The organism is Acidovorax sp. 94, assembly GCF_003634645.1.
GTDB lineage: Bacteria > Pseudomonadota > Gammaproteobacteria > Burkholderiales > Burkholderiaceae_C > Acidovorax > Acidovorax facilis.
On sequence record NZ_RBJA01000001.1, the window covers coordinates 2,132,501 to 2,158,150 of the forward strand.

A 25,650-nucleotide genomic window follows, 5' to 3' on the forward strand; every position below is an offset into this window, starting at 1 on the left:
GGTTGGTCGGCAGGAATTCCACTGAATAGTCTGGCGTGAACGTCGACAAGCCCTTTGTCCAGATCACAGCGCTGCGCAGTTCGGTGATGGGCGCATAGTTGGTCTTCAACATGTTGATCACCGCATGCAAGGTGTGACCCGAGTCCGCAAGGTCATCCACCAGTAGCACCTTGCCTGCGATCTCACCCTTGGGCGTCGTGATAAACCGCGCGATATCCAGATGCCCCTGCACCGTTCCAGCCTCGGCACGGTAAGAGCTTGTGGACATGATGGCCAAGGGCTTGTCAAAGATGCGGCTCAAAATATCGCCAGGACGCAACCCCCCCCGAGCAAGGCACAGGATCGTGTCGAACGCCCAGCCCGATTGGTGCACCTTGAGCGCCAGCTTCTCAATAAGACTGTGGTACTCGTCATAGCTGACGTAAAGGTGTTTGCCGTCTTCGGTCAACATGCGGTAGCTCCTGGATAGATAGCTGTGGGTGCGGAAGTCACTGGCAATTTCAAATCATCAACCAGCGACATAAGGGTGACGCATCATGATGGTGTGATCACGATCGGGGCTCGTGGAGATCATATCGATAGGCACACCCGTAACCTGTTCAATACGCTCCAGATAACGGCGAGCGCTCTGTGGCAGTTTGACGTAGTCAGTCACGCCAACGGTGGACTCACTCCAGCCTGGCAACGTCTCGTAGACAGGCTTGCAGCGTGCGATATCTTCCGCGCCCATGGGCAGAAGATCGATGTGCTCACCGTCGAGTTCATACCCGGTGCAGAGCAATAGTTCTTCCAGCCCGTCCAGAACATCCAGTTTGGTGATACACAAACCGGAGAGACCGTTGACCTGAGCACTACGCTTGAGCAGCGCAGCATCGAACCAGCCGCATCGACGACTACGCCCCGTGGTCACACCCTTCTCAGCGCCCACCGTACTCATGTGATACCCAGGCGTACCAGGCACTTCCCAGTCCAGCTCCGTCGGGAAAGGGCCGCCGCCAACGCGGGTGCAATACGCTTTGGTAATACCGAGTATGTAATGCAACATGCCGGGACCGACGCCCGAGCCGGCCGCTGCGTTCCCGGCTACACAATTGCTCGATGTGACATAGGGGTAGGTCCCATGATCCACATCGAGTAGCGTACCTTGAGCGCCCTCAAACAGAAGATTGGCACCATCTCGATGGGCGTCGTTGAGCTCGCGCGATACATCAGCCATCATGGGCTTGAGCAACTCTGCATGCCGCATCGCTTCTGCATACACCACATCGAACTGAACTTTGCCGTCCTCGATATAAGGCTTGAGTGCATCACCAAACGCAAAGGTGCCCGAGCGCAGATAGGTCGTAAGGATATGGTTATGCAGATCCAGCAATTCACGAAGCTTGGCAGCAAACCGCTCGGGGTACTTCAAGTCTTGCACCCGCAGGGCACGACGGGCAATCTTGTCTTCATACGCGGGGCCAATACCGCGACCAGTAGTTCCAATTTTTTCCGTTCCACCCTGTTCACGTGCAGCTTCACGCGCCACATCAATGGCTGCATGGAACGGAAGAATCAGCGGGCAAGCTTCGCTAATTCGCAAGCGTGAACGCACTTCGACGCCCGCTTTTTCAAGGCCTTCGATTTCCTCAAACAGCTTGGCTGCCGACAAGACAACACCATTGCCGATGTAGCACTTGACGCCTGGGCGCATGATGCCACTAGGGATCAGATGCAGCGCCGTCTTGACGCCATTGATGACCAGTGTGTGGCCCGCGTTGTGCCCACCTTGAAAACGGACGACACCTTGTGCACTTTCGGTCAGCCAATCAACCAGCTTGCCTTTGCCTTCGTCACCCCACTGGGTTCCGACCACCACTACGTTGCGACCTTTGGTTGCTTTCATCTCAAACCCAATTCAATTGTCAATTGCTTAAACAGCCTGCACGACCCAGCGGCCCGCAATCTGCACCAGTTCCCGATCACAGTGGAACTCGTCCACTTCGCTCTCATGCCCCGGCAAAACACAAACCACCGTCTCACCAGACGTGCGGAGTTCCGCGATGGCTGCATTCACTTCATCCGACTCTCCCCAGGGAGCACGGATAGCAGCTTTCAATGCCCGTGGAGAGACCACGCCCACTACCTGCTTGATATCCAGACTAAACCCAGCTGCGGGACGATTGCGGCCGAACACAGCCCCCACCTCGTCATAGCGGCCACCTCGAACGAGCGCATCGCTTGCGCCCGGGGCATAGATCGCAAAACGCGCACCGCTGTAGTAGGCATAGCCACGCAGATCGGCCAGATCAAAAGTGACAGCAGCCCCCTCAAGGCGGGATGCCAGCCAATTCAAATTTGATAGCACTTGAGATATACCAGGAAAGCGCTGGAAGGCTTTTTTAGCTTCAATCAACACACCCTGATCACCGTAGAGCTGAAGCAACGCCAACAAACCCTCGCGCGACTCCACAGGGAAATCTCGGGTCAATGCCGCGAGTTCAGCCGCGTCCTTGGCTGCCAGTGCCGCATGGATACCGCTCAACACCTGGGCATTCACGGACACGCCCGCCAGAAGATTGCGCACGATGCGCACATCCGCCAGATCAATCGTGGTGCTGGGCACATTGGCAATGCGCAAGCATTCCCGGGCGAGCTGCAACGCCTCAAGATCAGCCTCCAGCCCCGCATGTCCGAAGATTTCTGCGCCGAACTGGAGCGGCTCGCGGGTGGCATGCGGACGATCAGGCCGGGTATGCAACACTGGCCCGCAATAGCAGAGGCGAGTCACGCCCTTGCGATTGAGCAAATGCGCGTCAATTCGAGCGACCTGGGGGGTAGTGTCCGCTCGAAGCCCCATGGATCGCCCTGAGAGCTGGTCCACGAGCTTGAAGGTCTGGAGATCGAGGGCCTCTCCCGTACCTGTCAGCAGGGATTCAAGATGCTCCAGCAACGGGGGCATGACCAGCTCATAGCCGTAGCAGCGGGCTGTATCAAGCAGCCCGCGACGCAATTCTTCGATGTGCCGTGCTTCGGACGGCAAGACATCGGCAATGTGATCCGGAAGGACCCAAGCAGACATGGAAAAAAGGGGAGGCTGTTAAAACCGTGATTCTACTGGGAGCGGCGAAGAGCCCAGAGAGACTCCACCCGCTACCGGCTCTGGCGCTGTTCAGAACCAGAGCATCAACACGCCAGCAACGATTGCCAGCAAACCGAAAAACCGAATCTGGCCATCCTGCATCAGCGCAATCTGAGCGACTGCACGTCGCCAACTCTGAGGCGAAAGAAATGGCAGCAGTCCCTCAATCACCAGCACCAAGGCGAGCGCTGCCCAGAGGCTTTCCGAATCCACAGCGGCAGGATGTCGAAAATCAGCAGGGGACTACTTCCGGGGTGCTGCAGGCATAGCCGCAGAGTTTCCACCTCGGAATGTCTTGAAAAACTCTGATGACGAGGGGTCCAGAACCATTACATCGCTCTTCTTGTTGAAGCTGGATTTGTAGGCTTCCAGGCTCCGGTAGAACTGCGCAAACTGCGGGTCCCGCCCAAACGCATCGGCATAAATGCGCGCGGCTTCGGCGTCACCTTCGCCTTTGATCTTCTGAGCATCCCTGTAGGCATTGGCAATAGTGATCTCACGCTGGCGGTCTGCATCAGCACGAATTTTTTCACCTTCCGCCGCACCCGTAGAACGGAGTTCATTGGCCACGCGTTTGCGCTCGGCCTCCATGCGCCGATACACCGATTCCGTAATCGCCTCTACGTAGTCGACGCGGGTAATGCGAACATCGACAACATCCACACCCCACGGTTTGGCGCCGCGAACGGTCTCCAGCACTTCACGCTTCACATCCGCCATCAGCGCTTCCCGCTTCAGGGAAAGAAGCTCCTTGACGGTGCGCTTGTTGATTTCCTCCTGGAACGCATTGCGCACCACGCGATTGAGTTGCATCGCTCCGGCACTCTCATCCAGTCCAACGTTGCGGATGTACTCCGTTGGCTCGGAGATTCGCCACCGCACATACCAGTCGATGACCACCCGTTGCTTCTCCGCAGTCAACATGGGCTCCGTGTCACTGCTATCCAGTGTCAAAAGGCGTTTGTCGATGTACGACACGTTTTGAAAAGGCGGGGGCAGCTTGAAATTCAAGCCTGGCTCTGTGATCACTTCCTTGATCTGCCCCAATGCGTAAAGCACACCAAACTGGCGCTGGTCCACCACAAAAAGCATGGAGCTCATCAGGGCCAGCACCACCAAGAGGGTAGATGCAATAAATCCGACTCTGTTCACGAGTTGCTCCTAGCGAGATTCACGATCGCGTGTGCGACTGCTGTCACGCGCGCGGGGGTCATTCGAAAAAGTGGTCGAAGGGGCTGCAGGGACTGCAACGGGGGCCGTCGTATTTGCAGCGGGAGCATCCGATGCCCCCCCTCCGCTGGCGACACTTTGCATGATCTTGTCCAGTGGCAAATACAACAGGTTAGAACCCTGCCGTGATTCAACCAGCACCTTGGTTACGTTGCCATAAATCTGCTGCATCGCCTCCAGATACATGCGGTCGCGGGTCACCTGTGGAGCCTTCTGATACTCTGCCAGAATCGAAGAAAACCGCTGGGCATCACCTTGTGCCTGGGCAACAATCCGAGCTTTGTAGGCTGCAGCTTCTTCGTTCAAGCGCGATGCGGACCCCACTGCACGTGGAATCACATCGTTGGCATAGGCTTGGGCTTCATTCTTGGCCCGCTCACGCTCCTGCCCCGCTTTGAGGACATCGTCAAAGGAGGCCTGCACCTGCTCAGGTGGACGGACACCACCTTGCTGCAGATTGATACCCACCACCTCGACACCTACCTTGTAGCGATCCAAGATGGTTTGCATGAGTGTGCGGACACGGGGAGCGATCTGATCACGCTCTTCGGCCAATGCCGTATCCATGCGCATCTTCCCGACCACCTCCCGAACTGCCGTCTCCGCAGCTTGCACCACCGCATCCGAAGGGTTCTTGCTTTCAAACAGCCACGCGCGGGCGTCACTCAAGCGGTACTGGACCGCGAACTTGATCTCGACGATATTCTCATCTTCCGTGAGCATGGCCGACTCACGCAGACCGGTGCTCTTGATGATGCTGTCTCGCCCCACATCGGCAGACCGAATCTGGGTGACAAATACCAGTTCGTGGCGCTCGATGGGGTAAGGCAAACGCCAATTAAAACCTGCACCCACGGTGCTTTTGTACTTGCCGAACTGGGTAATGACCGCCTGCTGACCTTCCTGAACAATAAAAAATCCTGTTCCCATCCAGATCACAAAGACGATCCCAGCGATCAGCCCCACGCCCACACCAGCGCTCTTCATATCTGGCTGGAAGCCCCCCCCCGAACTACCACCGTTGCCCGGACCACGGCCACCGCCGTTCTTGGAGCCAAAAAAACCTCCGAGCTTCTTGTTGAGGTCGCGCCAAAGTTCATCAAGATCGGGCGGCTGTCCATTGCTAGGCCGCTGATCGCCGCCCCGATTTCCGGCTGGAGGAGGCGCAGCAGGACGCTCCTCCGGACGTGAACCGTCGTCTGCCTTGTTATCGTCGCCGCGCCCCCACCGAGGGTCATTCAGATTGAACATGCCCCGAATACGTTCTGGCAGCGAAGCCCAGCGTAGGGTGCGATTTTGAAAATTCATGCGCAAAGTCTCTGGTTCTCTGGATGGCATTGGTAATGCTGGCATTGTGCCCAATCAGGGCGCGGCCCCTGGCAATTCAATGGCGGCATCAGGGGTCATGCATTTTTGAGCGGCAAGTACCCTTAGCGAGAGCGCATGGCGCAGGGCATCCAACCCCTCACCAGAACGAGCACTCACGAACAAGCGCGGGAAGACATGCCCATCCACGTCGTACTGGTCTTCAAGAAGCGGGGGGCGCTGCTCAGCCTGTAGAGAATCCAACTTGTTGAACACAAGTATCTGGGGGATGTCAGCTGCACCAATCTCGTTCAAGACCTTTTGAACCTGAGCCATTTGTTCAGGAAAGCCCGGATTGGAGGCATCCACTACGTGGAGTAAAAGGTCCGCATCAATGGCCTCTTGCAACGTTGCCTGGAATGCATCCACCAAGCCATGAGGAAGGTCCCGAATAAACCCTACGGTATCCGAGAGGGATACCGATCGCCCAGCATCGCCCAAATAGAGTTGCCGTGTTGTGGTGTCCAGTGTTGCAAACAATTGGTCTGCAGCGTAGGCGCGAGCCTTCACCAGCGCATTAAAGAGCGTGGACTTACCAGCGTTGGTGTACCCCACCAATGAAATATTGAACGTATCGCGTCGCTCACGCTGCCTTCTCTGGGTGGTCCGCTGGCGCTTGACCTTCACGAGGCGCTCACGCGTGCGCTTGACAGCGTCGCCAATCATCCGACGATCCAGTTCAATCTGTTTTTCACCCGGGCCGCCGCGCGCACCAATGCCCCCTGTCTGGCGCTCGAGATGCGACCAGCGGCGCACAAGGCGGGTGCTGAGATACTGCAATCTTGCCAACTCCACCTGGAGTTTGCCCTCGTGGCTGCGGGCACGTTGCGCGAAGATTTCCAAGATCAACAACGTTCGGTCATTGACTGGAAGCTCAAGATGACGCTCCAGGTTTCGCTGCTGCGCCGGACTGAGAGACTGATCGAACAAGACTTCCGCCGCGCCATGCATTTGTGCCAACGTACGGATTTCATCCGCCTTGCCACTACCAATAAACAAGGCCGCATCCGGTGCCTTGCGTTTGCACGTCAAGCGGGCGACAGGCTTCATACCAGCTGTCTGGGCAAGCAATCCCAACTCTTCGAGATCGGCGTCGAAGTGAGGAAGACCAAAATCAACCCCAACCAGAAGCACCGGGGTGCCATCTCCCGACGAAGCGGTCATCGATTGCAAAGTGGATTGCCCCCTCGCCCGATCAGGGCAAGACGCGAAAACGGCAACACAAACAACAACTTAAGCGTTGTTGCTATCTGCATCAGAGGTGTCGGCAGTAGAGAAGTTGACCGCGCGGCCCGGCACGATGGTGGAAATGGCATGCTTGTAGACCATCTGGGTGACTGTATTGCGCAGCAACACCACGTACTGATCAAACGATTCGATCTGCCCCTGCAGTTTGATTCCGTTCACGAGATAGATGGAAACAGGAACATGCTCCCGACGCAAAGCGTTGAGGAAGGGGTCTTGCAAAAGCTGGCCTTTGTTGCTCACGATATTCTCCGTGTTCAAAAATGTTGTTGTAAACCAGCACCTTACCACAGCACGGAGCACAACCCCGCCTCAGGATGCATGGCCCTTTGGAAACCCAGCCTTTGACTTACGCTTCCTCTTTATCAGCGAAAGGGTTGTGCGATGTCTTCATCTCTATCCGGAGCGGTGTACCCACCAAGTCGAATTCTTTGCGGAAGCGGCCCTCCAGAAAGCGCTTGTAGGCATCTGTGACGTGTTCCAACGAATTACCATGGATGATGATCACCGGGGGATTCATGCCCCCCTGATGGGCATATCGCATCTTTGGTCGGAACATGCCTGCGCGTTTCGGACTCTGAAATTGAACAGCTTCTAGCAACAGGCGCGTCAATACTGGCGTTGACATCTTGCAGGTTGCCGCCTTGTGGGCTTGGGCAATCGATGCCCACACCGGCCCCAAACCCTGCCGTTTTTTTGCAGAAATGAAATGCAAGGACGCAAATTTCAGAAATGCGAGCCGGGTCTCGATAGACCGCTCCAGCAACTGACGCTGGTAGTCATCAACGGCATCCCACTTGTTTACTGCAACAACCACGGCTCTCCCGCTCTCCAAGATGTACCCCGCAATGTGCGCATCCTGATCAGTGACACCCTGGGTAGCGTCGAGCAACAGCAGCACCACATTGGCCGATTCAATGGCTTGGAGCGTCTTGACGACCGAGAATTTCTCTATCGCCTCGAAAACTTTGCCCTTGCGGCGCAATCCCGCCGTATCCACCAATTCAAAGCGCTGCCCATTGCGTTCGAAGGGTACCGTGATCGCATCACGGGTCGTTCCCGGCATATCAAACGCAACCAGACGCTCTTCGCCGAGCCAGGTGTTGATCAGCGTCGATTTGCCAACATTCGGCCGACCTGCCACAGCAAGTTTGATGATGCCTTTCTCAGATTCAACATCAGAGTCGTCGGGGTCAGGAAGCTGAAGCGGCTCCAGCGCAATCTCCACCAGGCTTCGGATACCCTGCCCATGGGCAGCAGACACAGGGTAAACCTCGCCCAGACCCAACTCATAGAACTCGGCGAGTTGCACGCCTTCCAGCATGCCTTCTGCCTTGTTGGCAACAAGTACACAAGGTTTACCAAGGCGGCGCAAATAATTGGCGATGTCATGGTCTTGCGCAGATACACCTGCGCGCGCATCCACCACAAAAATGACCACATCAGCTTCGGCAACGGCCTGCTGCGTCTGCTTGGCCATTTCCTTGTAAATTCCGCTCGATGCATCAGGCTCAAAACCGCCGGTATCGATAACGATGTACTCGTGCTTGCCCTGCTTGCCATTGCCGTAATGCCGGTCACGCGTAAGCCCTGCAAAGTCCGCAACAATGGCGTCGCGGGACTTGGTCAGGCGGTTGAAGAGCGTGGACTTGCCGACATTCGGACGCCCCACGAGGGCGATAACTGGCTTCATTAAATAAAATCCATCAATCTGGACGGAATCCGTAGACACCACCATTGCGAGTAACTACCACCAACGTATCTGCGGCCACAGCGGGTGCTGCGGCGATGCCAGATCCGTCCGTGGCGATGCGGTTGAGCGGAGAACCATCCGTGCGGGATAGCAGGTGAACGAGGCCTGTGTCGTCCCCGACTACGACGGAACGACCCAACAACAAGGGCGCCGTCAGTTTGCGGTGTTTGAGCCTGTCGGTGGCCCACAGACGCGAACCATCGCTGCGACGCCACGCCATGACCGTGCCATTGCCCTCGGCACCGAACAGGGCCTCCCCGTCTCCATGCACGCCATCAGCACCACTGGCGGGTTGCGTCCAAGTCACTGCGCCTCTGGCAGCATTGACACAACCCACAGCCGCCTGGAAGGCACGTGCACAGATGGAATCACCTACTCTGCTGGTACGCCCAACCAACTCCACCAGTCTCTCAACATCGTTGGTCCCCCGCGCACTCGCCAAAGGAGCCTCCCAACGAACGCTGCCATTGTCTGGATTCAGACCTACGACACGGCCGGAAAACCCCGCAACCAAGGTATCTCCAACAGCCAGCAAAACGCCCGCCTGGCGCAAAACCAGAGGCTCACCGGGGCGCTGCTGACTCCAGAGTTTGCGGCCCGACACCGCATCAAATGCCGCCAAAGAACGATCGGCCGAAAGCACAAATACGCGCCCACCCGCAACGAGCGGGGGGGTGAATACTTGCGCAGCCAACGATTGACGCCACCGCTCGCGGCCAGTATCCAGAACGATCAAGGTATTGCTGCGGGAAACAACCGCAGCCGATTTTCCGTCGCTACCCACCCCCGCAGACAAAGGCTCTGAAAGCGCTACACGCCAAACGTCGCCACCGGTTCGGGCGTCGATGGCCGCCACAACCCCATCGGAGGAGGCAACAGTCACCACATTGCCTGCGGAATGGACATCAAGCGGCAATCCAGCAACGCTGCCAATGCGCGCAGTCCAAGCCTGCCGCACACCCAGCACCGCAACATTGGCCCCCAGATCTGCCGGCATCGGCTTGGAGCTCCCGCTGTTCCATAGCGAGCATCCAGCCAATGTGACAACCAGGACCGCTGAAGAAATGCACCGCAGGCCGAACACCCTGCCCTTTGCGCCGTCTTCACAAATGAATGCCATGGCTATTTCACCCCATCAATGGATCCGGCGGCAGCTACTGCAACACCTTGTGGAGAAACACCCAGAGCACCGAGCTTTACCTCCACAAGACGACGGTACTCCACCCCCTCCTCGAAGGACTTATAGGCCTTGGCATACTCCGCAATAGCTTCCGCACGCTTATCCTGCAACAGATAAATGTCTCCCTTGCGATCTGCAAAGACCGCTTCAAACTCCAAAGGAGCGCTGCCAGACAACTGCTTGAGTGCGTCGTCGTAGTTTTTTTGATCCATCAGCACGCTGGCCAAGCGCACCTTGGCCAATGCCTTGAGACCATCATCTCCCGACTGAGCAGCCACCCAGGCAAGAGCCTCCTTGGCGCCATCAGCATTGCCTGCCTCAACCATGGTCTTGGCCAATGCAAGCCCCGCCTGACTGGCCTGGGTAGTGCCCGCATACTTGGCCTTGAGGTCGGCAAACGCCTGAGCCATGCGCGCCTGGTCACCCGCTCGGGCAGCCACGTCTACAGCATCGTAGAGCGCTGCGGCCTGGCTTGCCTGCCGGTTCTGCCAATACTGGTATCCGTTCCAGGCGACCAAGGAGCCTGCCACCAAAATCAGCACGGAGCTGATGAGGGTGCCCCAGGTGTTCCAGAAATGCTTGAGCTGATCAAGCTGCTCTTGTTCTTCGAGATCAAGGTGATTTGCCATGGAATGTGTTCTGTTTAGCGGTTGGATTGTAGGTTGGAGGCCCAATCGGCCAGGGAATCTAGCGGATGGTCAGACTGCGCACCCACACCATCGCGCAATGACTTGACGACAACCATCCCCCGGGACAGCTCATCCTCCCCAAAGACCAGCGCATGCTGCGCGCCACTCCCATCTGCCTTCTTGAATTGGGATTTCATGCTGCCCATACCCTCGCCCCCTGCAGGCGCAGCATGCATCTGCACACTGAGGCCCAACTGTCGCAGGCGCTCGATGGTGGTCACAGCCACGGGCAGCGCCGCCACAGAGGGGATCACGGCATAGACATCAGGTACAAGGGCTGAGACCGTGCTGGTCTGCTCCTTGAGCAGTTCAAGCACACGCTCAACCCCTAGCGCCCAACCCACCGCCGGGGCTGCCTTGCCACCGATCTGCTCTATCAGATAGTCGTAGCGACCACCGCCACAAATGGTGCCCTGCGACCCCAGCTGATCAGTGACAAACTCAAAGACCGTAAGGTTGTAGTAGTCCATGCCCCGAACCAGCCGGGGGTTCACGGTCCAGGCCACATCATTGGCGCTCAGAATGGACTTCACTGCATCAAAGTGCGCGAGCGACTTTGGCCCCAGAAAATCAATCAATCGAGGCGCAGCCTCCACCACGGCCTGCATAGCGGGGTTCTTGGTATCCAGAATGCGCAACGGATTGCTATGCAAACGCCGACGCGCCTCCTCATCCAGCACCTCGACATGCTGTTCCAGGTACGAAATCAGCGCCGCTCGGTGCGCCTTGCGTTCATGCGGTTCACCCAGGCTGTTCAGTTCCAGGCGCACGTTCTGCAACCCCAGTTCGCGCCACAGCGAGTGGGCCAGAAGAATCAACTCCGCATCGACCTCCGCACCAGGAAAGCCGAGCGCTTCAGCGCCAATCTGGTGAAACTGGCGATACCGCCCGCGCTGCGGACGCTCATGGCGGAACATGGGCCCCATGTAGTAGAGGCGCTTGCCTCCGTCATACAGCATGGAATGCTCAGCAACTGCGCGAACCACCCCTGCAGTCGCTTCGGGACGCAAAGTGAGATGCTCGCCATTGAGACGATCCTCGAACGAGTACATCTCTTTTTCGACGATGTCCGTGACCTCACCGAGGCCACGAACAAACAGCGCCGTGGGCTCAACAATCGGCGTACGGATGTTGCGATAGGCATATCGAGCCATAAGGGTGCGGACCTTGGACTCCAGCCACTCCCATCGGGCGGATTCAGGAGGCAGGATATCGTTCATGCCTTTCACGGCCACCAGCTTTTCCGGCTTGGTCGACGAAGCGCTTTTTTCGTTACTCACAACTGTTCTTTTCTCTATCTGGCAACTATTCGAAGGACATCACCCACCATCTCAAGATAGCGGCTCAGTATCAATCAGGGTAAGGCGAGCAACGCTCAGGCCAAAGTCACAGCAGCGGCGCCAAAACGCTTTTCGATGTACTGCTCGACAATTTGGTGGAATTCATGGGCGATGTTGTCACCCCGCAGCGTCATCGCCTTCTCGCCGTCAATGAACACAGGGGCTGCTGGCGCCTCCCCCGTACCAGGCAGGCTGATGCCGATGTCCGCGTGCTTGCTCTCACCAGGCCCATTGACAATGCATCCCATCACCGCAACACGCAAGTTTTCGACGCCAGGATAGCGAACGCGCCATACAGGCATCTGGGCACGCAGAAAATCATCAATCTGCTTGGCGAGGTCCTGGAACGTGGTGCTGGTAGTGCGACCACAGCCAGGACACGCCGTGACACTGGGAACAAATACACGCAACCCCAGAGCCTGCAGTATCTCGGAGGCCACCACAACCTCCTGCGTGCGCGCTTCACCGGGCTGGGGCGTCAGAGACACGCGAATGGTGTCACCAATACCCTCCTGCAGCAACACAGACAACGCAGCAGCCGACGCTACTGTGCCTTTGGTTCCCATGCCTGCTTCCGTGAGTCCCAGGTGCAAAGGGTAGTCGCAGCGGCGTGCCAGTTCACGGTATACAGAAATCAGGTCCTGCACACCGCTAACTTTGCAGGACAAGATGATTTGGTTGCCATCAAGGCCCATTTCTTCGGCCCGGCGCGCAGATTCAATGGCCGAGGTAATCAACGCCTCGTACATCACTTGGCGTGCTTCCCAAGGAGTAGCACGGCGGCTGTTGGCATCCATCAAATCAACCAGCAAGTCCTGGTCAAGGCTGCCCCAATTCACACCAATACGCACGGCTTTGTTCCAGCGAATGGCTGCATCGATCATCTGGCCGAACTGCCGATCCCTCTTGTCGCCCTTGCCTACGTTGCCGGGATTGATGCGGTACTTGGAGAGCGCCTGTGCGCACTCAGGAAAATCCGTAAGAAGCCGGTGCCCGTTGTAGTGAAAGTCCCCCACCAAGGGGACGCTTTCTCCCATACGGTCCAATTGTTCACGAATGTAGGGTACTGCCGCTGCGGCCTCAGGGGTGTTCACCGTAATACGGACGAACTCCGAACCGGCCTGCGCCAGTTCCTTGACCTGAATGGCCGTGCCAATGGCATCCACGGTGTCTGTGTTGGTCATGGACTGCACTCGCACCGGAGCATCCCCGCCCACGGTCACCACGCGCGATCCCCACACAATCCTGGCTTGGCGGGACCGTCGTGGCAAGGGGGACGCTACCGCAATGGGCTCCATCTCACAAGGTAACCGTTCCATTATTTCACCTCGAAGCGAGCTACGTTCTCACGGGACACAGGCGTCAAGTCAAAAGGCTTTCCGCGCACGAATACCTCTGTCACGTCGGCACGACCAATCACCACGGCCAGCGGCATTTGGCCTGCGACAGACACCGACTCACCCGCCGCAAGATTCCTTTGCAACGCCACGGTGCCTGCGGAATCACGCACCTGCACCCAGGATTCGCTGCGCGCGCGCAGCACCAATGCCCCGGCCGGTGGCGTTGTAGCGCTTGCCGCCTCCACTGGAGCTGACGCAGCGTTGTTAGTAGCGGCAGCTGCAACGGCGGGAGCCGCGTCTGTGCGACCTGCCACTGACGGCAGAGAAACGTCGGGGATGCGCTGGGCAGCAGCGGGGATTGCATCCGACGCACCCGTGACAGCAGGGGCGGCCTGCTGCTCGACCACATTGGCCGGCGGTTGGATCGACGCGGGGGCAACAAGCGGGCTCGTTACACCGTCCTGCTGCCTGGGGAAAAAGACCAGGATCAGTGCCCCCACCAGCAGCGCCAAAACCACCACCGTTACGGACCGTGAGGTGGACCCGGAGGAAAAGGAAGCCGATGAGGAAGACGACTTCCCGATACTGCCTTTCACCGGAGCGTTCAATCCCGCACTGTCTGTAGCCAAGCGAGGGCTTTTACTTTGTGGCAACAGCGACAGAATGGGGGCTGGGTCCAACTTGAGCGTTCTGCACATGCTGGAGGCAAGCGCACGCACAAACACTGTATCGGGCAAGGCCTCATAGTTATCCGCCTCCAGCGCCTCCAGCTTGCTGACTGGCACTTTCAGTGCCACAGCCAAGGCAGCGATGTGCATACCAGACGCTTGTCGCGCCTCCCTCAGCAAACTACCCGCTGTTACCCCACCACTTTCCAAAACCTCACTCATTGAAAGCCCCACGCTCGTATGCACCCAACTCCCGTGAGTCCGGGAAACGCTTGCGCAACTGATCAGCCAGTTGCTTCATGGCCACGGAATCACCCAAAGCGCGCTCAACCTTGATCCCCAGCCACAACGACTCGGAATTGGCGTACTGGCTGTTGTTGAGCCGCCGGATATAGAACTGAGACCGGGTCAATTCATTGCGACGCAACAAAAGTGCCGCGAGGTGATAACCGACCACAGGGTTTGCCGCATCCAGTTCATAAGCTTTCAGCAGCGACTGCTCGGCCTCCGCAAACTGGCCAGCGCCTGATTGGCACAGGCCTTGGGCCATCAAGGTCTTGCTGCGTGCTGTGTATGCAGGATTTGCGAGAGCCCGACCAAAATGCTGATTCGCCTCGGCGTACTTTTGCTGCTGGCACAACAACCAACCGTAGTTGTGCAGCAGATTGGGATCTCCGCCCCGCAGCGCCAATGCTCGGCGAAAACTGTCGTCCGCCTGGGCAAAATCGCTCAACCTCATGTAGATGAGGCCACGAAGATTGAATGCATCGGCGTAGGTGGGATCAGCTGCAAGCGCCTGCTTGACTTCATCGAGCGCCACGGCCGTCTGACCATTCTCAAAATAGTTGGAAGCAAGCTCCAGACGGATACGGGCGCGGCGCCGCGTCTCTGGCTCATCAGACGGGGTGATCATTCCCGCGTTGGCGTCGGCGGTCGGCATGCCACTATTGGTTGCACACCCTTGAAGCGCAGCCACGCAGGCCACCACGCCACATGCCGTGAGAGTCCAGCGGCCCCATTGCTGCCAGCGTCCAACCAATCTCACCATGTAGAGCCTCCTTGAAGTATGCCGATTGCTTGTTGATCAAGTCACCGGTTTGAGCACGATTGTCCGCTGCTTTGCCATGCGCTCGGCAGCCCTTGTGCGGTCCTTGACATCGCCTGCGAGCTGACCACAAGCAGCGTCGATGTCATCTCCGCGGGTCTTGCGCACGGTCGTGACGATACCCGCTTCGCTCAAGACTTTGGCGAAAGCCAGCACCTGATTTTGTGGCGAACGCAACAGCCCTGACGCGGGAAACGGATTGAAAGGAATCAGGTTGAATTTGCAGCGCACACCCACACCACGGGCGGGCTTGACAAGTTCGATCAGCTGCCGTGCGTGATCAACCTGGTCATTGACACCATCGAGCATGCAGTATTCAAACGTAATGAAGTCGCGCGGCGCATGCGCCAGATATCGATTGCAGGCAGCCAGCAATTCTTCAATGGGATACTTGCGGTTCAGCGGCACCAGGTTGTCGCGCAAGGGGTCATTCGGCGCATGCAGAGACACCGCGAGAGCCACAGGACAATCCACGGACAAGCGGTCCATCATCGGAACCACACCCGACGTTGAAACGGTGACCCGCCTGCGCGACAAACCATACCCATGGTCGTCCAGCATGACGCGCAAGGCCGGAACGAGGGCCGAGTAGTTCTGCAGCGGCTCTCCCATTCCCATCATCACCACATTCGAAATGACGCGGTCCTCGGATTGGAGGCGCTGGCGCAGGGAATGTTCAGCAAACCAAAGCTGTGCAACGATCTCCCCTGTGGTGAGATTTCTGCTGAAGCCCTGGTGCCCCGTGGAACAGAAGCGGCAACCCACGGCGCAGCCAGCCTGCGAGGATATACACAGGGTTCCGCGATCATCTTCGGGAATAAAAACCGCCTCGACCGCATTGCCATCCCCCACGTCAAACAGCCACTTGACCGTGCCGTCTGAGGAGACATGTTCGGAGATGACGGGCAAGGCCTCGACGCGAGCACAGCCCTTGAGCTTGTCGCGCAAGGCCTTTGCCAGATCACTCATGGCGTCAAAGTCACTGGCGCCGCGCTGATGAATCCAGCGAAACAACTGCGTGGCGCGAAACCGCTTTTCACCCAACTGCTGGCAGAAAGCCGCCAGACCGTCGAGATCAAATTCTAAAAGATTGGTGGTCACTGCGCCCTCCCCGGGGTGGGCCGAACGCAGTCGTCCCCATGGCGCAGGTATCCCACGTGTGCGGGAACAGGCATGGGGACACCCATATCAGCGCGAGTAAATGTTCAGACCAGGGAAGAAGAAAGCCACTTCTGCCTGGGCAGTTTCCGCAGCGTCGGAGCCATGCACTGCATTGGCATCGATGCTGTCCGCGAAGTCGGCGCGGATGGTGCCAGCTTCTGCCTTCTTGGGGTCCGTGGCGCCCATGAGTTCGCGGTTTTTCAGAATCGCGTTTTCACCTTCCAGGGCCTGGATCATCACAGGACCGGAGATCATGAAATCCACCAGGTCCTTGAAGAAAGGACGCTCTTTGTGCACGGCGTAGAACTGCTCGGCCTCCAGGCGCGACAGGTGAGCCATACGTGCAGCCACGACCTTGAGACCAGCCGCTTCGAAGCGTGCATAGATCTGACCGATGACGTTCTTTGCCACTGCGTCGGGCTTGATGATGGAGAGAGTGCGTTCGATTGCCATATTGATTTCCTGAATTGATGTTGCTGTGATTCGTTTGTCCACCGGACAAAGCCCTCGATTCTAACCGGGGAGCCCCGGGGTAGCACAGCGCCTAGCGCCCGCCCCCGCCCCGACGTGGACCTCCGCCACCAGGGCGGCGTTTGTCCTGGCGATGCCGCGAGAGACTGTCCATGCCGATATAGCCCACCGATGTTTTCATCGGATCGGGCTGCGCCGCGCCGCGCGGGCGGTCTCCACCACCTGCATTGTTGCCACGGTCGAACCCTTGCCCCCCATCACGGCGGGGTTTCTGCCCTCGGGGACCACCGGGCGCACCCTGCGACATGTCGCGGCGCGGCCCGTCGCCCACGCGGGGACCATTGCGCCCCCGGTTGCGCTTGTTGCCACTCCGTCCGCCGCCAGCCCCCGACCCTTCATCCGAACGAGCTTCCGCTGCTTCCGGACGCCCGGCGCCCGCCGCCTGCACCAGGGCCCGGATGTCGCCCTCATCCAGTTCCAGCCAGGCACCGCGCTTGAGACCCCGTGGCAGCACCATGGCACCGTAACGAATGCGGATCAACCGACTGACCGCATGGCCCACAGATTCGAGCATGCGGCGCACCTCGCGATTGCGCCCTTCGGAAATGGTGACCCGGTACCAGCAATTGGAACCTTCGCCTCCACCATCTTCGATGGAACCAAACGACGCCATGCCATCGTCCAGGCGCACGCCATCGAGCAGCTTCTGCTTTTCCTCATTGCTGAGGGCGCCGAGCACACGCACAGCGTATTCGCGCTCCAGCCCAAAACGAGGATGCATGAGCTTGTTGGCCAGCTCTCCCGAGCTGGTGAACAGCAGCAGGCCTTCGGTATTCAGATCCAGGCGCCCGACCGACTGCCATTTGCCCTGCATGAGCCGGGGCAGCTTGCGAAAGACGGTGGGCCGGTTCTGGGGATCGTCATGGGTCACCACCTCCCCCACAGGCTTGTGGTAAGCAATCACCCGCGCTGGCGGCGGGTCGATGCGGTAGCGGATGGGTTTGCCATTGACCTTGACCTGATCGCCGAACTGGATGCGCTGGCCGATGTGGGCTGGCTCGTTGTTGACGGAGATGCGCCCTTCCAGAATAAGTTGCTCCATCTCCAGGCGCGAGCCAAGTCCCGCCTGCGCCAGCACCTTGTGAAGCTTGGGGGTTTCCACCTGGGGCAGAAGCACCCGCTTAGCCGGAACCATCTCTGCGGAGGCATCATCCTCATCGAAGCGGCCCGACACCACATCTTCAAACTGGTATCCCTGAACCGCAGGAGCTCCCACCTTGCGCTTATCGCGCCCAGCGCCGTCGAGGCGCGGCTGCCGAGCCCGCCCGTCCCCACGATTCTGGCGCTCGCCATGGCGAGGTTCGGGGGTGGCGTCAGACGCCCCCGCCTCTGCCTCTGGAATTGCAGGCTCATGCGCAACCACAGGAGCGACAGGTACATCCTGCTGGCTCAACCCATGCGGCGACTCCCCGGCCAGGGCAGGTGCCTCAGCAGCATCCAAAACGCGCACGTCCACAGCATCCTGCACTTCCACGGCTTGCGCTGGCTCGACTTTTTTCTTGCGCGGGGCACGTTTGACAGCGGCTTTTTTGGGCGCTGCGGCTGTCGCTGAAGGATCAGCATCCGGCAGATCGGCCGGGATTTCGGGGGTCGAATCGTTCATCAAGTATTTCCCTGGATACCACCCGGGGTATCGGCATCGTCATCACGGAGATCCGTCTCCGCACTCTGAAAAAAATCATCCACACGCAGCAACTGCCCACTGGCGGCAACAGCCTCCAAAGACTCTGATGGCTGACTATCCATCGCCACAGCCAGCAGTTCAGCCTCGGCCTCAGGCGTTGATTCCGGCTCTATCACTCCTTGCGCTGCAGCGGCCATTGCTTCCAGCACATTCGCATTGCCTGAGGGGTCGTCAAGCACCGGCAATTGGTCCAACGACTGCAATCCCATGTCATCCAAGAACTGCCGGGTGGTTGCAAACAGCGCGGGGCGCCCCACCGTTTCCCGGTGACCAATGACCTCGACCCAGCCGCGGTCTTCCAACTGCTTGACGATCAGGCTATTGACCGTTACCCCCCGGATGTCCTCGATGTCGCCGCGCGTAACCGGCTGGCGATACGCAATGATCGCGAGTGTCTCCATGGTGGCCCTCGAATAGCGCGGAGGCTTTTCGGGGTGCAACCTGTCGAGGTATTCACGCATTTCGGGACGGCTCTGAAAACGCCAGCCCGTGGCCACCTGCACCAGCTCTACACCCCGCTGCGTCCATTCAAGCTGCAACTCCTGCAACAGCAACTTGAGCGTGTCCGACCCCAGAGCGTCATTGAAAAGCACCCGCAGCTCGCGCAAGGGCACAGGCTGCTGCGCGCAGATCAGCGCAGTTTCGAGGACCCGTTTGGCATCCACCGTGTTCATGGTTCAGCGATTCCTGGAAAAGTGCCACGCGTTGCAACGGGTGGCACATCAACAGCAGGGGCAATCAATGGCGCGCTGTGCAAGGGCGCTGGCGCGACGCAGAAGCCCGGCGGGATTCCGTCTTCGGGCTGGGGCCAGTCTGGCCGTCAGGGCGCATTGTAGCCCAGCCCCCACAGGGAGAGGGCTTGGCGCATGTCTTCGGGCACAGGAGCATCGAATTCCAGCGCCTGGCCCGTGACGGGATGCACAAAGGCCAGGCGGTAGGCATGAAGGGCCTGCCGCTGCATCGCCCCGAGCGGAGCTCCCCCATAGAGGCTGTCCCCCACCAGTGGGTGCTTCAGAGATGCCATGTGCACCCGGATCTGGTGGGTGCGCCCCGTGTGCAGGGTGCATTGCACCCAGCAACCGTCATCAGTACCAGCCAGGCAGCGGATATCGGTCCGTGCCAGCTTGCCAGCATGGAGTGCCAAGTCCACCACCGCCATGCGCAGGCGGTTGCGTGGATCCCGGCCGATGGGAGCATCCACCGTTCGCGTCTTGGGACCCGACCAGGCGCCGTGGGCCATGGCCAAATACTGGCGCTGTACCTTGCGCTCCGCAATCAGTGCAACCAACGCGTCCATGGTGGCACGATCACGGGCAACCACCATCAAGCCACTCGTATCCTTGTCGAGCCGGTGCACGATGCCAGCGCGTGGCACGGTCAATGCCTTGTCGTCGCGGGCGAGCAAGCCGTTGAGCAAGGTGCCACTCCAGTTCCCCGGCGCGGGGTGGACCACCAGACCAGCGGGCTTGTTCACCACCAGCAGATGCGCATCCTCATGGACGACCTCAATGTGCATGGGCTCGGGCCGAAACGCCTGGCTCTGCAGCGTGGGCCGCATTTCCAGCACCACCTGATCGCCCACCTTCACCCGGGTCGCCGACTTCGTGACCGGTTTGCCATTGAGACTGACCAACCCCTGCACCAGCAATTGCTGCAGATAGCTGCGGGAGAACTCGGGCACCAGATCGGCCAGCGCCTTGTCCAGCCGGGCGGCGTGCTGCCCGGCGCCGATCTGCGTGGAGCGAAGCTCGCTCCCGGATTCGTCCGCCAGTCCTTCAGACTCCTCGCTCAGCAAGTCATCTGCGGCTCCGGCCGGTTCATCCGCACTGCCAGATCCGTCCAGAGGCGGTTGAGCCACAGCCGGGCTCAACGGGGAGGCAGGTAACGCGATGGATCCACCGGCTTGCCCTGGCGGCGGATTTCAAAGTGCAGCTTGACGCGATCGGCGTCGGTGCTGCCCATCTCGGCGATTTTTTGCCCCTTGCGCACGGCCTGATCTTCCTTGACGAGCAAGGTCTGGTTATGGGCATATGCCGTCAAAAACGTGTTGTTGTGCTTGAGGATGACAAGGTTGCCGTATCCGCGCAGCCCAGCGCCCGCATACACCACGCGGCCATCGGCGGCGGCCAGGACCGGGTCACCGGCCTTGCCAGCAATGTCGTAGCCCTTGTTGCGTGCCTCGTCAAAACCGGCAATCAACGAGCCAGGCGCAGGCCAGATGAACGCCATGTCATCCTCGGCCGCTGCAGCGGGTGCGGCAGGCGTGGCGGGGGCAACGGCCACCACAGGGCCAGAAGCCGCCGATGTTGCAGGTTTCGCGGCACTGGCCGCAGGGGCTGGCGTGCTCGCAGGTGCTGCAGGCGTGATGGAGGAAGACGTGACAGGACGGGTGACCACGCCGCTGTCCGACGCGACCGCCTGCGAAGCAGCAACCGGTGGCGCTACGCGCAGAACCTGGCCCACTTCGATCAGATTTGCGTTGTCAAGGTTGTTCCAACGCGCGATGTCTTTCCAGCTCTGGCCTGACTCCAGCCCGATTCGGATCAGGGTATCTCCAGGCTTGACTGTGTAATAGCCAGGCTTGCCCGCATTTTCGGCACCTGGCAGTGGCTTGATGGGGGTGCCAACCACCACACCTGGCTGTGCAGAGGATGAAGGAGCGGAGGAGGAGGATGTGCCTCGGTCTTCCACTGGAGCCTTGTTCAGCCGGGTGCCGCAGCCACTAAGCGCCAAACCCGCCAGTGCCACAGTAAACCCAACCACAAGACCACGCGATACGAACATAAGCAATTCCCTTCAGGCAATCCCCGATTTTAGAGGGACAAAATGCACAGGCTCCAGCACGCTTTGTTTCAATCCGTGTGGGGTTTTGTCGATCACAAGCAACATCTGCTGCCCCCCCGCAAGCGCCATGGGCGCAACCAGCCTGCCGCCCACGGCCAATTGGTCGCACCAGGCCTGGGGCACAGCGTCACCACCGGCTGCGGCAATGATGGCCGCGTAAGGCGCACCCTTGGCATAGCCCAGCATTCCGTCACCGAACAGCAGGTGCACATTGGCCAGCCGAAATGGGCGCAGGTTGTTGCGCGCCTTGTCGTGCAGGCCACGCAGGCGCTCCAGGGTGTAGACCTCGCGCGCCAGGTGGCTCAGCACGGCGGCCTGGTAGCCGCAGCCCGTACCGATTTCCAGCACACGCCCCAGCCCATCGGTGCGTGCGCCTTCGGCGCCCAGGAGCAATTCGCACATGCGGGCGACGACATTGGGCTTTGAGATGGTCTGCCCCAGACCAATGGGCAGACTGGTGTCCTCATACGCCTGGTTGACCAGGGCGCTGTCCACAAAACGGTGGCGTTCCACGGTGCCCATGGCCTGCAGCACCGCAGCCGATGTGATGCCCCCTGCCGCCAGCTTTTGCACCATGCGCGCGCGCACCGCCGCAGAATCCAGCCCAACGCCCACAGGGGGTGCCGCCACTGGATTGCGCGCAGCGGGAGCCACCGGCGTGGGCCGGACTGCCGCAGGACCCGATCCGGGCAGCCGGGCCGGGAATCCAGGGCGGCGCTGCATCAGAGCTCCGGGGCGCCAGCCGCCCCTGCCGCAAGCCGGGACGCCGTTTGCGCCCAGTAGCCAAGGTTGTCATGGTCGGTCAGGTCCACCTTCAGTGGCGTGATGGACACATGGCCCTGCGCCGTGGCATGGAAATCCGTGCCCTCCGCATCGTCCTTGGCGGCTCCCGCGCCACCAATCCAATACATCGCCTCACCCCGGGGGCTTTCCTGCACGATCACGCGCTCGGCCGCGTGGCGGCGTCCCAGGCGGCACAGCTTGATGGGCTGCAGCGCCGCAAGCGGCATGTTGGGAATGTTCACATTCAGCAGCCAGGGTGTATCGGTCACCAGGTTCTGGGCGCGCATCTGCTCCACAATCTCCCGCGCCTTGGCCGCTGCAGCCTCGATCTCGCCCCAGCCCTTGTCCACCTGCGAGAAGGCAATGGCCGGAATGCCAAACAGATAACCCTCCATCGCGGCGCCCACGGTGCCTGAATAAATGGTGTCGTCGCCCATGTTGGCGCCATTGTTGATGCCCGACACCACCAGATCGGGCCGGTAGCCCAGCAGCCCCGTCAGGGCGATGTGCACACAGTCGGCCGGCGTTCCGTTCACATAACGGAAGCCGTTGTGGGCCTTGTGCACATACAGCGGCGAGTGCAGGGTCAGCGCATTGGACTTGGCACTGTTGTTGTGCTCGGGCGCGACGACTTCAACCTCCACCCCGTCGAGGGTTTTCAGGGCATCGTGCAGCGCCACGATGCCCGGAGCCTGGTAGCCGTCGTCGTTGGAGATCAGAATTTTCATGGGTTGCGGTAGAGCTTGCAACGGATTGTAGGTGGGGCACCCGTCCACACCCAACGGCCCGCCCTCCGTCGCTCGTGGGACATCGTGCGCCCGGGTGCCCCGCCTATCATGCAGACCACATTGACAGGAGACTTTTCCCATGCACGCTTGGCTTTGCACCAACCCCACCGGCGTTGACGCCCTGGCCTGGACCGAACTGCCCACGCCCACGCCCAAGGCGGGCGAGGTGCTGATCGAAATCAAGGCGGCCAGCCTGAACTTCCCCGATCTGCTGATCGTGCAGAACAAGTACCAGATGAAACCGCCCCTGCCTTTCGTCCCCGGCTCGGAGTACGCAGGCGTGGTGGCAGCCGTGGGCGAAGGCGTCACCCACCTCAAGGTCGGCCAGAACGTGGCCTGCCTGTCGGGCACCGGCGGTTTCGGCACCCACACCATCGCCCCGGCAGCCCTGTGCATGCCGCTGCCGGATGGCTTTTCGCACGTGGACGCTGCGGCGTTCATCATGATCTACGCCACCTCGCACCATGCCCTCGTAGACCGCGCACAGCTCAAGGCGGGCGAGACCGTGCTGGTGCTGGGCGCCGCCGGGGGCGTGGGCACGGCCGCCATCCAGATCGCCAAGGCCATGGGCGCGCGCGTGATTGCAGCGGCCTCCAGCGATGAAAAATGTGCGCTGTGCGCCTCCATCGGGGCCGATGCCACCATCAACTACAGCAAGGACAACCTGCGCGACGCCATCAAGGCGCTTACCGACGGCAAGGGCCCCGACGTGATTTATGACCCTGTGGGTGGCGATTTTGCCGAGCCCGCGTTCCGCTCCATTGCCTGGCGCGGCCGCTACCTGGTGGTGGGTTTTGCCTCCGGCCCCATCCCGGCCCTGCCCTTCAACCTGGCGCTGCTCAAGGGCGCCTCCATCGTGGGCGTGTTCTGGGGCGACTTCGCCAAGCGCGAGCCCAAGGCCAACGCCGCCATGATGGGCGAGCTGGCGCAGTGGTACGCCCAGGGCAAGATCAAGCCCGTGATCGACCGCACCATGCCCATGGCCGAGCTGCCCGCCGCCTACGCGCACATGGGTTCACGGGGGGTGATGGGCAAGCTCGTGATGGTGAACTGACGCCTGCGCCTGCCAGGCCACAAGGCTTGGCAGAGCCAGCCCCTGAGAAAGCGGCCGCTGTGTCACACTCGCACCTCCTGCTCTCCTCTGACACTGGTGTCCGCACATGGCCGACCGACCACCTTCCGAAATTGCGCGCGAGACGCTCAAGCAGCTAGCCACCCGCCGCCTGCCCCCAACGCCCGACAACTACCTGGCGCTGTACGACGAGATCGCAGGAACCCGTAGCCCCCAGCCGTTCCCGGACGGCCAACTGCACCACATCCTGCGGGTGCTGCCAGGGCAGACACCGGCCCAGAAGCGGCTCTTGGGGCAATTTGAGCGCGCCGTCAACAACAAAGACTGGACTTCGCTACAAAGTGTGCTGGTCGGTTACGCCAACCTGGGGCTGAGCCCGGCGGCGGCTGCAGCCCCGGTAGAGACCGCTGCAAGCACCACCGCCCCCGGCAACCCCGGCGTCCTGCCGGACGAGTTTGCGCAAATGCTCGCCCGCCTGATCGACAACACGCTGCCCGCGCTGGGCGAAGACGATGCCCGCGTGATCGAGATGGCGCAAAAGCTCATCGCCTTTCTGAAAGAGCCCGCACCGCCCATCTCCACCGTCCAGCTCATGCTGGGGAACTTCACCTACCGGCTGTCTTTTGCCACCGAAGACCAGGCCGCCATCCGCTCCAGCCTGCTGGAGCTGTTGCACATGGTGTTCGAGAACATCGCCGTGCTCAGCGTGGAAGACCGCTGGCTGCACGGCCAGGCCGAGGCGCTGATGGCAGCATCCACCCCGCCGCTCACTTTGCGCCGCCTGGACGATGTGCAGCGCCGGCTCAAGGACGTGATCTTCAAGCAGACCGAGGCCAAGGCGCGCACCGTGGAAGCGCAGGAGCAGATGAAGGACATGCTGGCCACCTTCATCGAACGGCTGGCCAAAATCACGGCGTCCAGCACCACCTACCAGGGCACCATGGCACGCTGCGCCGACCTGATCGGCAAGGCCAACACCCTTGAGGAAATCGCCCCCGTGCTGCAAGAGGTGATGACCGCCACCCGTTCGATGGCGCTGGACAGCCGTGTGGCCCACGACGAGCTTCACGACCTGCGCGAGCGCACCGAAGCCAAGCGTGCCGAAGTCGCCAAGCTGCAGGAAGAGCTGGACCGCGCCAGCGCCCAGGCCCGGCACGACCCGCTCACCGGCTCGCTCAACCGCAAGGGCCTGGACGAAGCCATGGAGCGCGAAATCGCCCGCGCGCGCCGCCTGGGCTCGCCGCTGTGCCTGGCGCTGCTGGACGTGGACAATTTCAAGACCATCAACGACCGCCTGGGCCACTCGGGCGGGGACGCGGCCCTGGTGCATCTGGCCCAAGTCACACGCGAAGTCATGCGGCCACAGGACCTGCTGGCGCGTTATGGCGGCGAAGAGTTCGTGCTGGTGCTGCCCGACACTTCGGTAGAAAGCGGCGTGGCCGCGATGACGCGGCTGCAGCGCGAGCTGACCACACGCTTCTTCCTGCAGGGCAGCGAGAAGGTGCTCATCACGTTCAGCGCTGGTGTGGCCCAGCTGCACGACAGCGAAGGCAGCCCCGACGCCATCCGCCGCGCCGACCAGGCGATGTACCTGGCCAAGCGATCGGGCAAGAACCGGGTCATGGCGGCATAGGGTGAAGCACCCCCTGAGTCGCCTTCGGCGCCTTCCCCCTCTCCTTCGGGAGGGGGACGCCACCAGCGCACGCAAGCGAAGCGCCGCATCCGCAGCTTGGCGGCCCTTGCGCGGTGGC

At 60.3% G+C, this 25,650-nt stretch carries 25 protein-coding genes (1 of these 25 running past the window's edge); 2 read left to right on the forward strand and 23 right to left on the reverse strand.

All coding sequences use genetic code 11. The annotated features are described in order from the left end of the window. From C8C94_RS09875 to surE, 23 genes are all read right to left on the reverse strand, one after another. A protein-coding gene (locus C8C94_RS09875) for a phosphoribosyltransferase (RefSeq protein WP_121420591.1) crosses the window boundary here: on the reverse strand, positions 1-451 show its 5' portion. Its footprint begins 74 nt before the window's first position; only the first 451 of its 525 coding nucleotides appear in the window; its start codon is at positions 449-451; the stop codon falls past the left edge of the window. Between the two features lie 57 nt (positions 452-508). Next, a complete protein-coding gene (locus C8C94_RS09880) occupies positions 509-1,885 on the reverse strand; it encodes an adenylosuccinate synthase (RefSeq protein ID WP_121420592.1) in 1,377 nt (458 codons plus the stop codon). A gap of 27 nt (positions 1,886-1,912) precedes the next feature. Next, positions 1,913-3,061 carry an ATP phosphoribosyltransferase regulatory subunit gene (locus C8C94_RS09885; RefSeq protein ID WP_121420593.1) on the reverse strand — a complete coding sequence of 383 codons (1,149 nt, stop codon included), beginning with the start codon at positions 3,059-3,061 and terminating at the stop codon, positions 1,913-1,915. A gap of 90 nt (positions 3,062-3,151) precedes the next feature. Then, a complete protein-coding gene (locus C8C94_RS09890) occupies positions 3,152-3,334 on the reverse strand; it encodes a DUF2065 domain-containing protein (protein ID WP_121420594.1) in 183 nt (60 codons plus the stop codon). A 30-nt stretch (positions 3,335-3,364) separates the two neighbouring features. Beyond that, positions 3,365-4,273 carry a protease modulator HflC gene (gene hflC, locus C8C94_RS09895; RefSeq protein WP_121420595.1) on the reverse strand — a complete coding sequence of 303 codons (909 nt, stop codon included), beginning with the start codon at positions 4,271-4,273 and terminating at the stop codon, positions 3,365-3,367. Between the two features lie 9 nt (positions 4,274-4,282). Beyond that, positions 4,283-5,659, reverse strand: coding sequence for an FtsH protease activity modulator HflK (hflK, locus tag C8C94_RS09900; RefSeq protein WP_121420596.1), 1,377 nt, complete (start codon positions 5,657-5,659; stop codon positions 4,283-4,285). A 54-nt stretch (positions 5,660-5,713) separates the two neighbouring features. Next, the gene (gene hflX, locus C8C94_RS09905; RefSeq protein ID WP_121420597.1) at positions 5,714-6,880 is read right to left on the reverse strand and encodes a GTPase HflX; all 1,167 of its coding nucleotides are present in this window, start codon (positions 6,878-6,880) and stop codon (positions 5,714-5,716) included. Between the two features lie 69 nt (positions 6,881-6,949). Continuing rightward, positions 6,950-7,204 (reverse strand): RNA chaperone Hfq, encoded by a 255-nt coding sequence (gene hfq / locus C8C94_RS09910; RefSeq protein ID WP_010464175.1) that lies wholly within the window; start codon positions 7,202-7,204, stop codon positions 6,950-6,952. A gap of 106 nt (positions 7,205-7,310) precedes the next feature. Continuing rightward, positions 7,311-8,654 carry a ribosome biogenesis GTPase Der gene (gene der, locus C8C94_RS09915; protein ID WP_121420598.1) on the reverse strand — a complete coding sequence of 448 codons (1,344 nt, stop codon included), beginning with the start codon at positions 8,652-8,654 and terminating at the stop codon, positions 7,311-7,313. 13 nt (positions 8,655-8,667) lie between these two features. Further along, entirely contained in the window at positions 8,668-9,834 is a 1,167-nt protein-coding gene (gene bamB, locus C8C94_RS09920) for an outer membrane protein assembly factor BamB (RefSeq protein WP_121420599.1), read from the reverse strand. Positions 9,835-9,836: 2 nt separating this feature from the next. Beyond that, positions 9,837-10,523 carry a tetratricopeptide repeat protein gene (locus C8C94_RS09925; protein WP_055398657.1) on the reverse strand — a complete coding sequence of 229 codons (687 nt, stop codon included), beginning with the start codon at positions 10,521-10,523 and terminating at the stop codon, positions 9,837-9,839. A 14-nt stretch (positions 10,524-10,537) separates the two neighbouring features. After that, a complete protein-coding gene (gene hisS / locus C8C94_RS09930; RefSeq protein ID WP_228899738.1) occupies positions 10,538-11,803 on the reverse strand; it encodes a histidine--tRNA ligase in 1,266 nt (421 codons plus the stop codon). Between the two features lie 155 nt (positions 11,804-11,958). Further along, positions 11,959-13,221: a flavodoxin-dependent (E)-4-hydroxy-3-methylbut-2-enyl-diphosphate synthase gene (gene ispG, locus C8C94_RS09935; RefSeq protein ID WP_199726978.1), complete on the reverse strand. Its 1,263-nt coding sequence runs from the start codon at positions 13,219-13,221 to the stop codon at positions 11,959-11,961. 20 nt (positions 13,222-13,241) lie between these two features. After that, a complete protein-coding gene (locus C8C94_RS09940) occupies positions 13,242-14,081 on the reverse strand; it encodes a RodZ domain-containing protein (RefSeq protein ID WP_233573442.1) in 840 nt (279 codons plus the stop codon). A 64-nt stretch (positions 14,082-14,145) separates the two neighbouring features. Beyond that, on the reverse strand, positions 14,146-14,979 hold the full coding sequence (pilW, locus tag C8C94_RS09945; RefSeq protein WP_055398660.1) for a type IV pilus biogenesis/stability protein PilW: 834 nt from the start codon (positions 14,977-14,979) through the stop codon (positions 14,146-14,148). Positions 14,980-15,015: 36 nt separating this feature from the next. Beyond that, entirely contained in the window at positions 15,016-16,137 is a 1,122-nt protein-coding gene (gene rlmN, locus C8C94_RS09950) for a 23S rRNA (adenine(2503)-C(2))-methyltransferase RlmN (RefSeq protein WP_121420602.1), read from the reverse strand. 87 nt (positions 16,138-16,224) lie between these two features. Then, positions 16,225-16,650 (reverse strand): nucleoside-diphosphate kinase, encoded by a 426-nt coding sequence (gene ndk / locus C8C94_RS09955; protein ID WP_008905954.1) that lies wholly within the window; start codon positions 16,648-16,650, stop codon positions 16,225-16,227. Positions 16,651-16,741: 91 nt separating this feature from the next. Further along, positions 16,742-18,331, reverse strand: coding sequence for a pseudouridine synthase (locus tag C8C94_RS09960; RefSeq protein WP_121420603.1), 1,590 nt, complete (start codon positions 18,329-18,331; stop codon positions 16,742-16,744). Beyond that, positions 18,331-19,086 (reverse strand): SMC-Scp complex subunit ScpB, encoded by a 756-nt coding sequence (gene scpB, locus C8C94_RS09965; RefSeq protein WP_055398663.1) that lies wholly within the window; start codon positions 19,084-19,086, stop codon positions 18,331-18,333. The genes C8C94_RS09960 and scpB overlap by 1 nt, the downstream gene beginning before the upstream one ends. 146 nt (positions 19,087-19,232) lie before the next feature. Continuing rightward, positions 19,233-20,183 (reverse strand): RluA family pseudouridine synthase, encoded by a 951-nt coding sequence (locus C8C94_RS09970; RefSeq protein ID WP_233573589.1) that lies wholly within the window; start codon positions 20,181-20,183, stop codon positions 19,233-19,235. Positions 20,184-20,278: 95 nt separating this feature from the next. Then, complete coding sequence (locus C8C94_RS09975) at positions 20,279-21,196, reverse strand: peptidoglycan DD-metalloendopeptidase family protein (protein WP_121420604.1); 918 nt, start codon at positions 21,194-21,196, stop codon at positions 20,279-20,281. A 12-nt stretch (positions 21,197-21,208) separates the two neighbouring features. After that, entirely contained in the window at positions 21,209-21,979 is a 771-nt protein-coding gene (locus C8C94_RS09980; RefSeq protein WP_121420605.1) for a protein-L-isoaspartate(D-aspartate) O-methyltransferase, read from the reverse strand. Beyond that, positions 21,979-22,767, reverse strand: coding sequence for a 5'/3'-nucleotidase SurE (surE, locus tag C8C94_RS09985; protein ID WP_055398666.1), 789 nt, complete (start codon positions 22,765-22,767; stop codon positions 21,979-21,981). The genes C8C94_RS09980 and surE overlap by 1 nt, the downstream gene beginning before the upstream one ends. Before the next feature lie 139 nt (positions 22,768-22,906). Here surE and C8C94_RS09990 point away from each other — a divergent pair, with 139 nt between their 5' ends. Continuing rightward, the gene (locus C8C94_RS09990) at positions 22,907-23,881 is read left to right on the forward strand and encodes an NADPH:quinone oxidoreductase family protein (RefSeq protein WP_121420606.1); all 975 of its coding nucleotides are present in this window, start codon (positions 22,907-22,909) and stop codon (positions 23,879-23,881) included. Positions 23,882-23,987: 106 nt separating this feature from the next. After that, entirely contained in the window at positions 23,988-25,532 is a 1,545-nt protein-coding gene (locus C8C94_RS09995; RefSeq protein ID WP_121420607.1) for a GGDEF domain-containing protein, read from the forward strand. Positions 25,533-25,650: the final 118 nt, after the last annotated feature.

Excerpts from the sequence above, each read along its gene's own strand:
- C8C94_RS09880 (WP_121420592.1), bottom strand. The coding sequence starts at position 1,885 with ATGAAAGCAACCAAAGGTCGCAACGTAGTGGTGGTCGGAACCCAGTGG.
- C8C94_RS09885 (WP_121420593.1), bottom strand. The coding sequence starts at position 3,061 with ATGTCTGCTTGGGTCCTTCCGGATCACATTGCCGATGTCTTGCCGTCC.
- hflK (WP_121420596.1), bottom strand. The coding sequence starts at position 5,659 with ATGAATTTTCAAAATCGCACCCTACGCTGGGCTTCGCTGCCAGAACGT.
- hflX (WP_121420597.1), bottom strand. The coding sequence starts at position 6,880 with ATGACCGCTTCGTCGGGAGATGGCACCCCGGTGCTTCTGGTTGGGGTT.
- der (WP_121420598.1), bottom strand. The coding sequence starts at position 8,654 with ATGAAGCCAGTTATCGCCCTCGTGGGGCGTCCGAATGTCGGCAAGTCC.
- bamB (WP_121420599.1), bottom strand. The coding sequence starts at position 9,834 with ATGGCATTCATTTGTGAAGACGGCGCAAAGGGCAGGGTGTTCGGCCTG.
- C8C94_RS09925 (WP_055398657.1), bottom strand. The coding sequence starts at position 10,523 with ATGGCAAATCACCTTGATCTCGAAGAACAAGAGCAGCTTGATCAGCTC.
- hisS (WP_228899738.1), bottom strand. The coding sequence starts at position 11,803 with ATGAACGATATCCTGCCTCCTGAATCCGCCCGATGGGAGTGGCTGGAG.
- ispG (WP_199726978.1), bottom strand. The coding sequence starts at position 13,221 with ATGGAGCCCATTGCGGTAGCGTCCCCCTTGCCACGACGGTCCCGCCAA.
- C8C94_RS09940 (WP_233573442.1), bottom strand. The coding sequence starts at position 14,081 with ATGCACATCGCTGCCTTGGCTGTGGCACTGAAAGTGCCAGTCAGCAAG.
- pilW (WP_055398660.1), bottom strand. The coding sequence starts at position 14,979 with ATGGTGAGATTGGTTGGACGCTGGCAGCAATGGGGCCGCTGGACTCTC.
- ndk (WP_008905954.1), bottom strand. The coding sequence starts at position 16,650 with ATGGCAATCGAACGCACTCTCTCCATCATCAAGCCCGACGCAGTGGCA.
- C8C94_RS09960 (WP_121420603.1), bottom strand. The coding sequence starts at position 18,331 with ATGAACGATTCGACCCCCGAAATCCCGGCCGATCTGCCGGATGCTGAT.
- scpB (WP_055398663.1), bottom strand. The coding sequence starts at position 19,086 with ATGAACACGGTGGATGCCAAACGGGTCCTCGAAACTGCGCTGATCTGC.
- C8C94_RS09975 (WP_121420604.1), bottom strand. The coding sequence starts at position 21,196 with ATGTTCGTATCGCGTGGTCTTGTGGTTGGGTTTACTGTGGCACTGGCG.
- C8C94_RS09980 (WP_121420605.1), bottom strand. The coding sequence starts at position 21,979 with ATGCAGCGCCGCCCTGGATTCCCGGCCCGGCTGCCCGGATCGGGTCCT.
- surE (WP_055398666.1), bottom strand. The coding sequence starts at position 22,767 with ATGAAAATTCTGATCTCCAACGACGACGGCTACCAGGCTCCGGGCATC.
- C8C94_RS09990 (WP_121420606.1), top strand. The coding sequence starts at position 22,907 with ATGCACGCTTGGCTTTGCACCAACCCCACCGGCGTTGACGCCCTGGCC.
- C8C94_RS09995 (WP_121420607.1), top strand. The coding sequence starts at position 23,988 with ATGGCCGACCGACCACCTTCCGAAATTGCGCGCGAGACGCTCAAGCAG.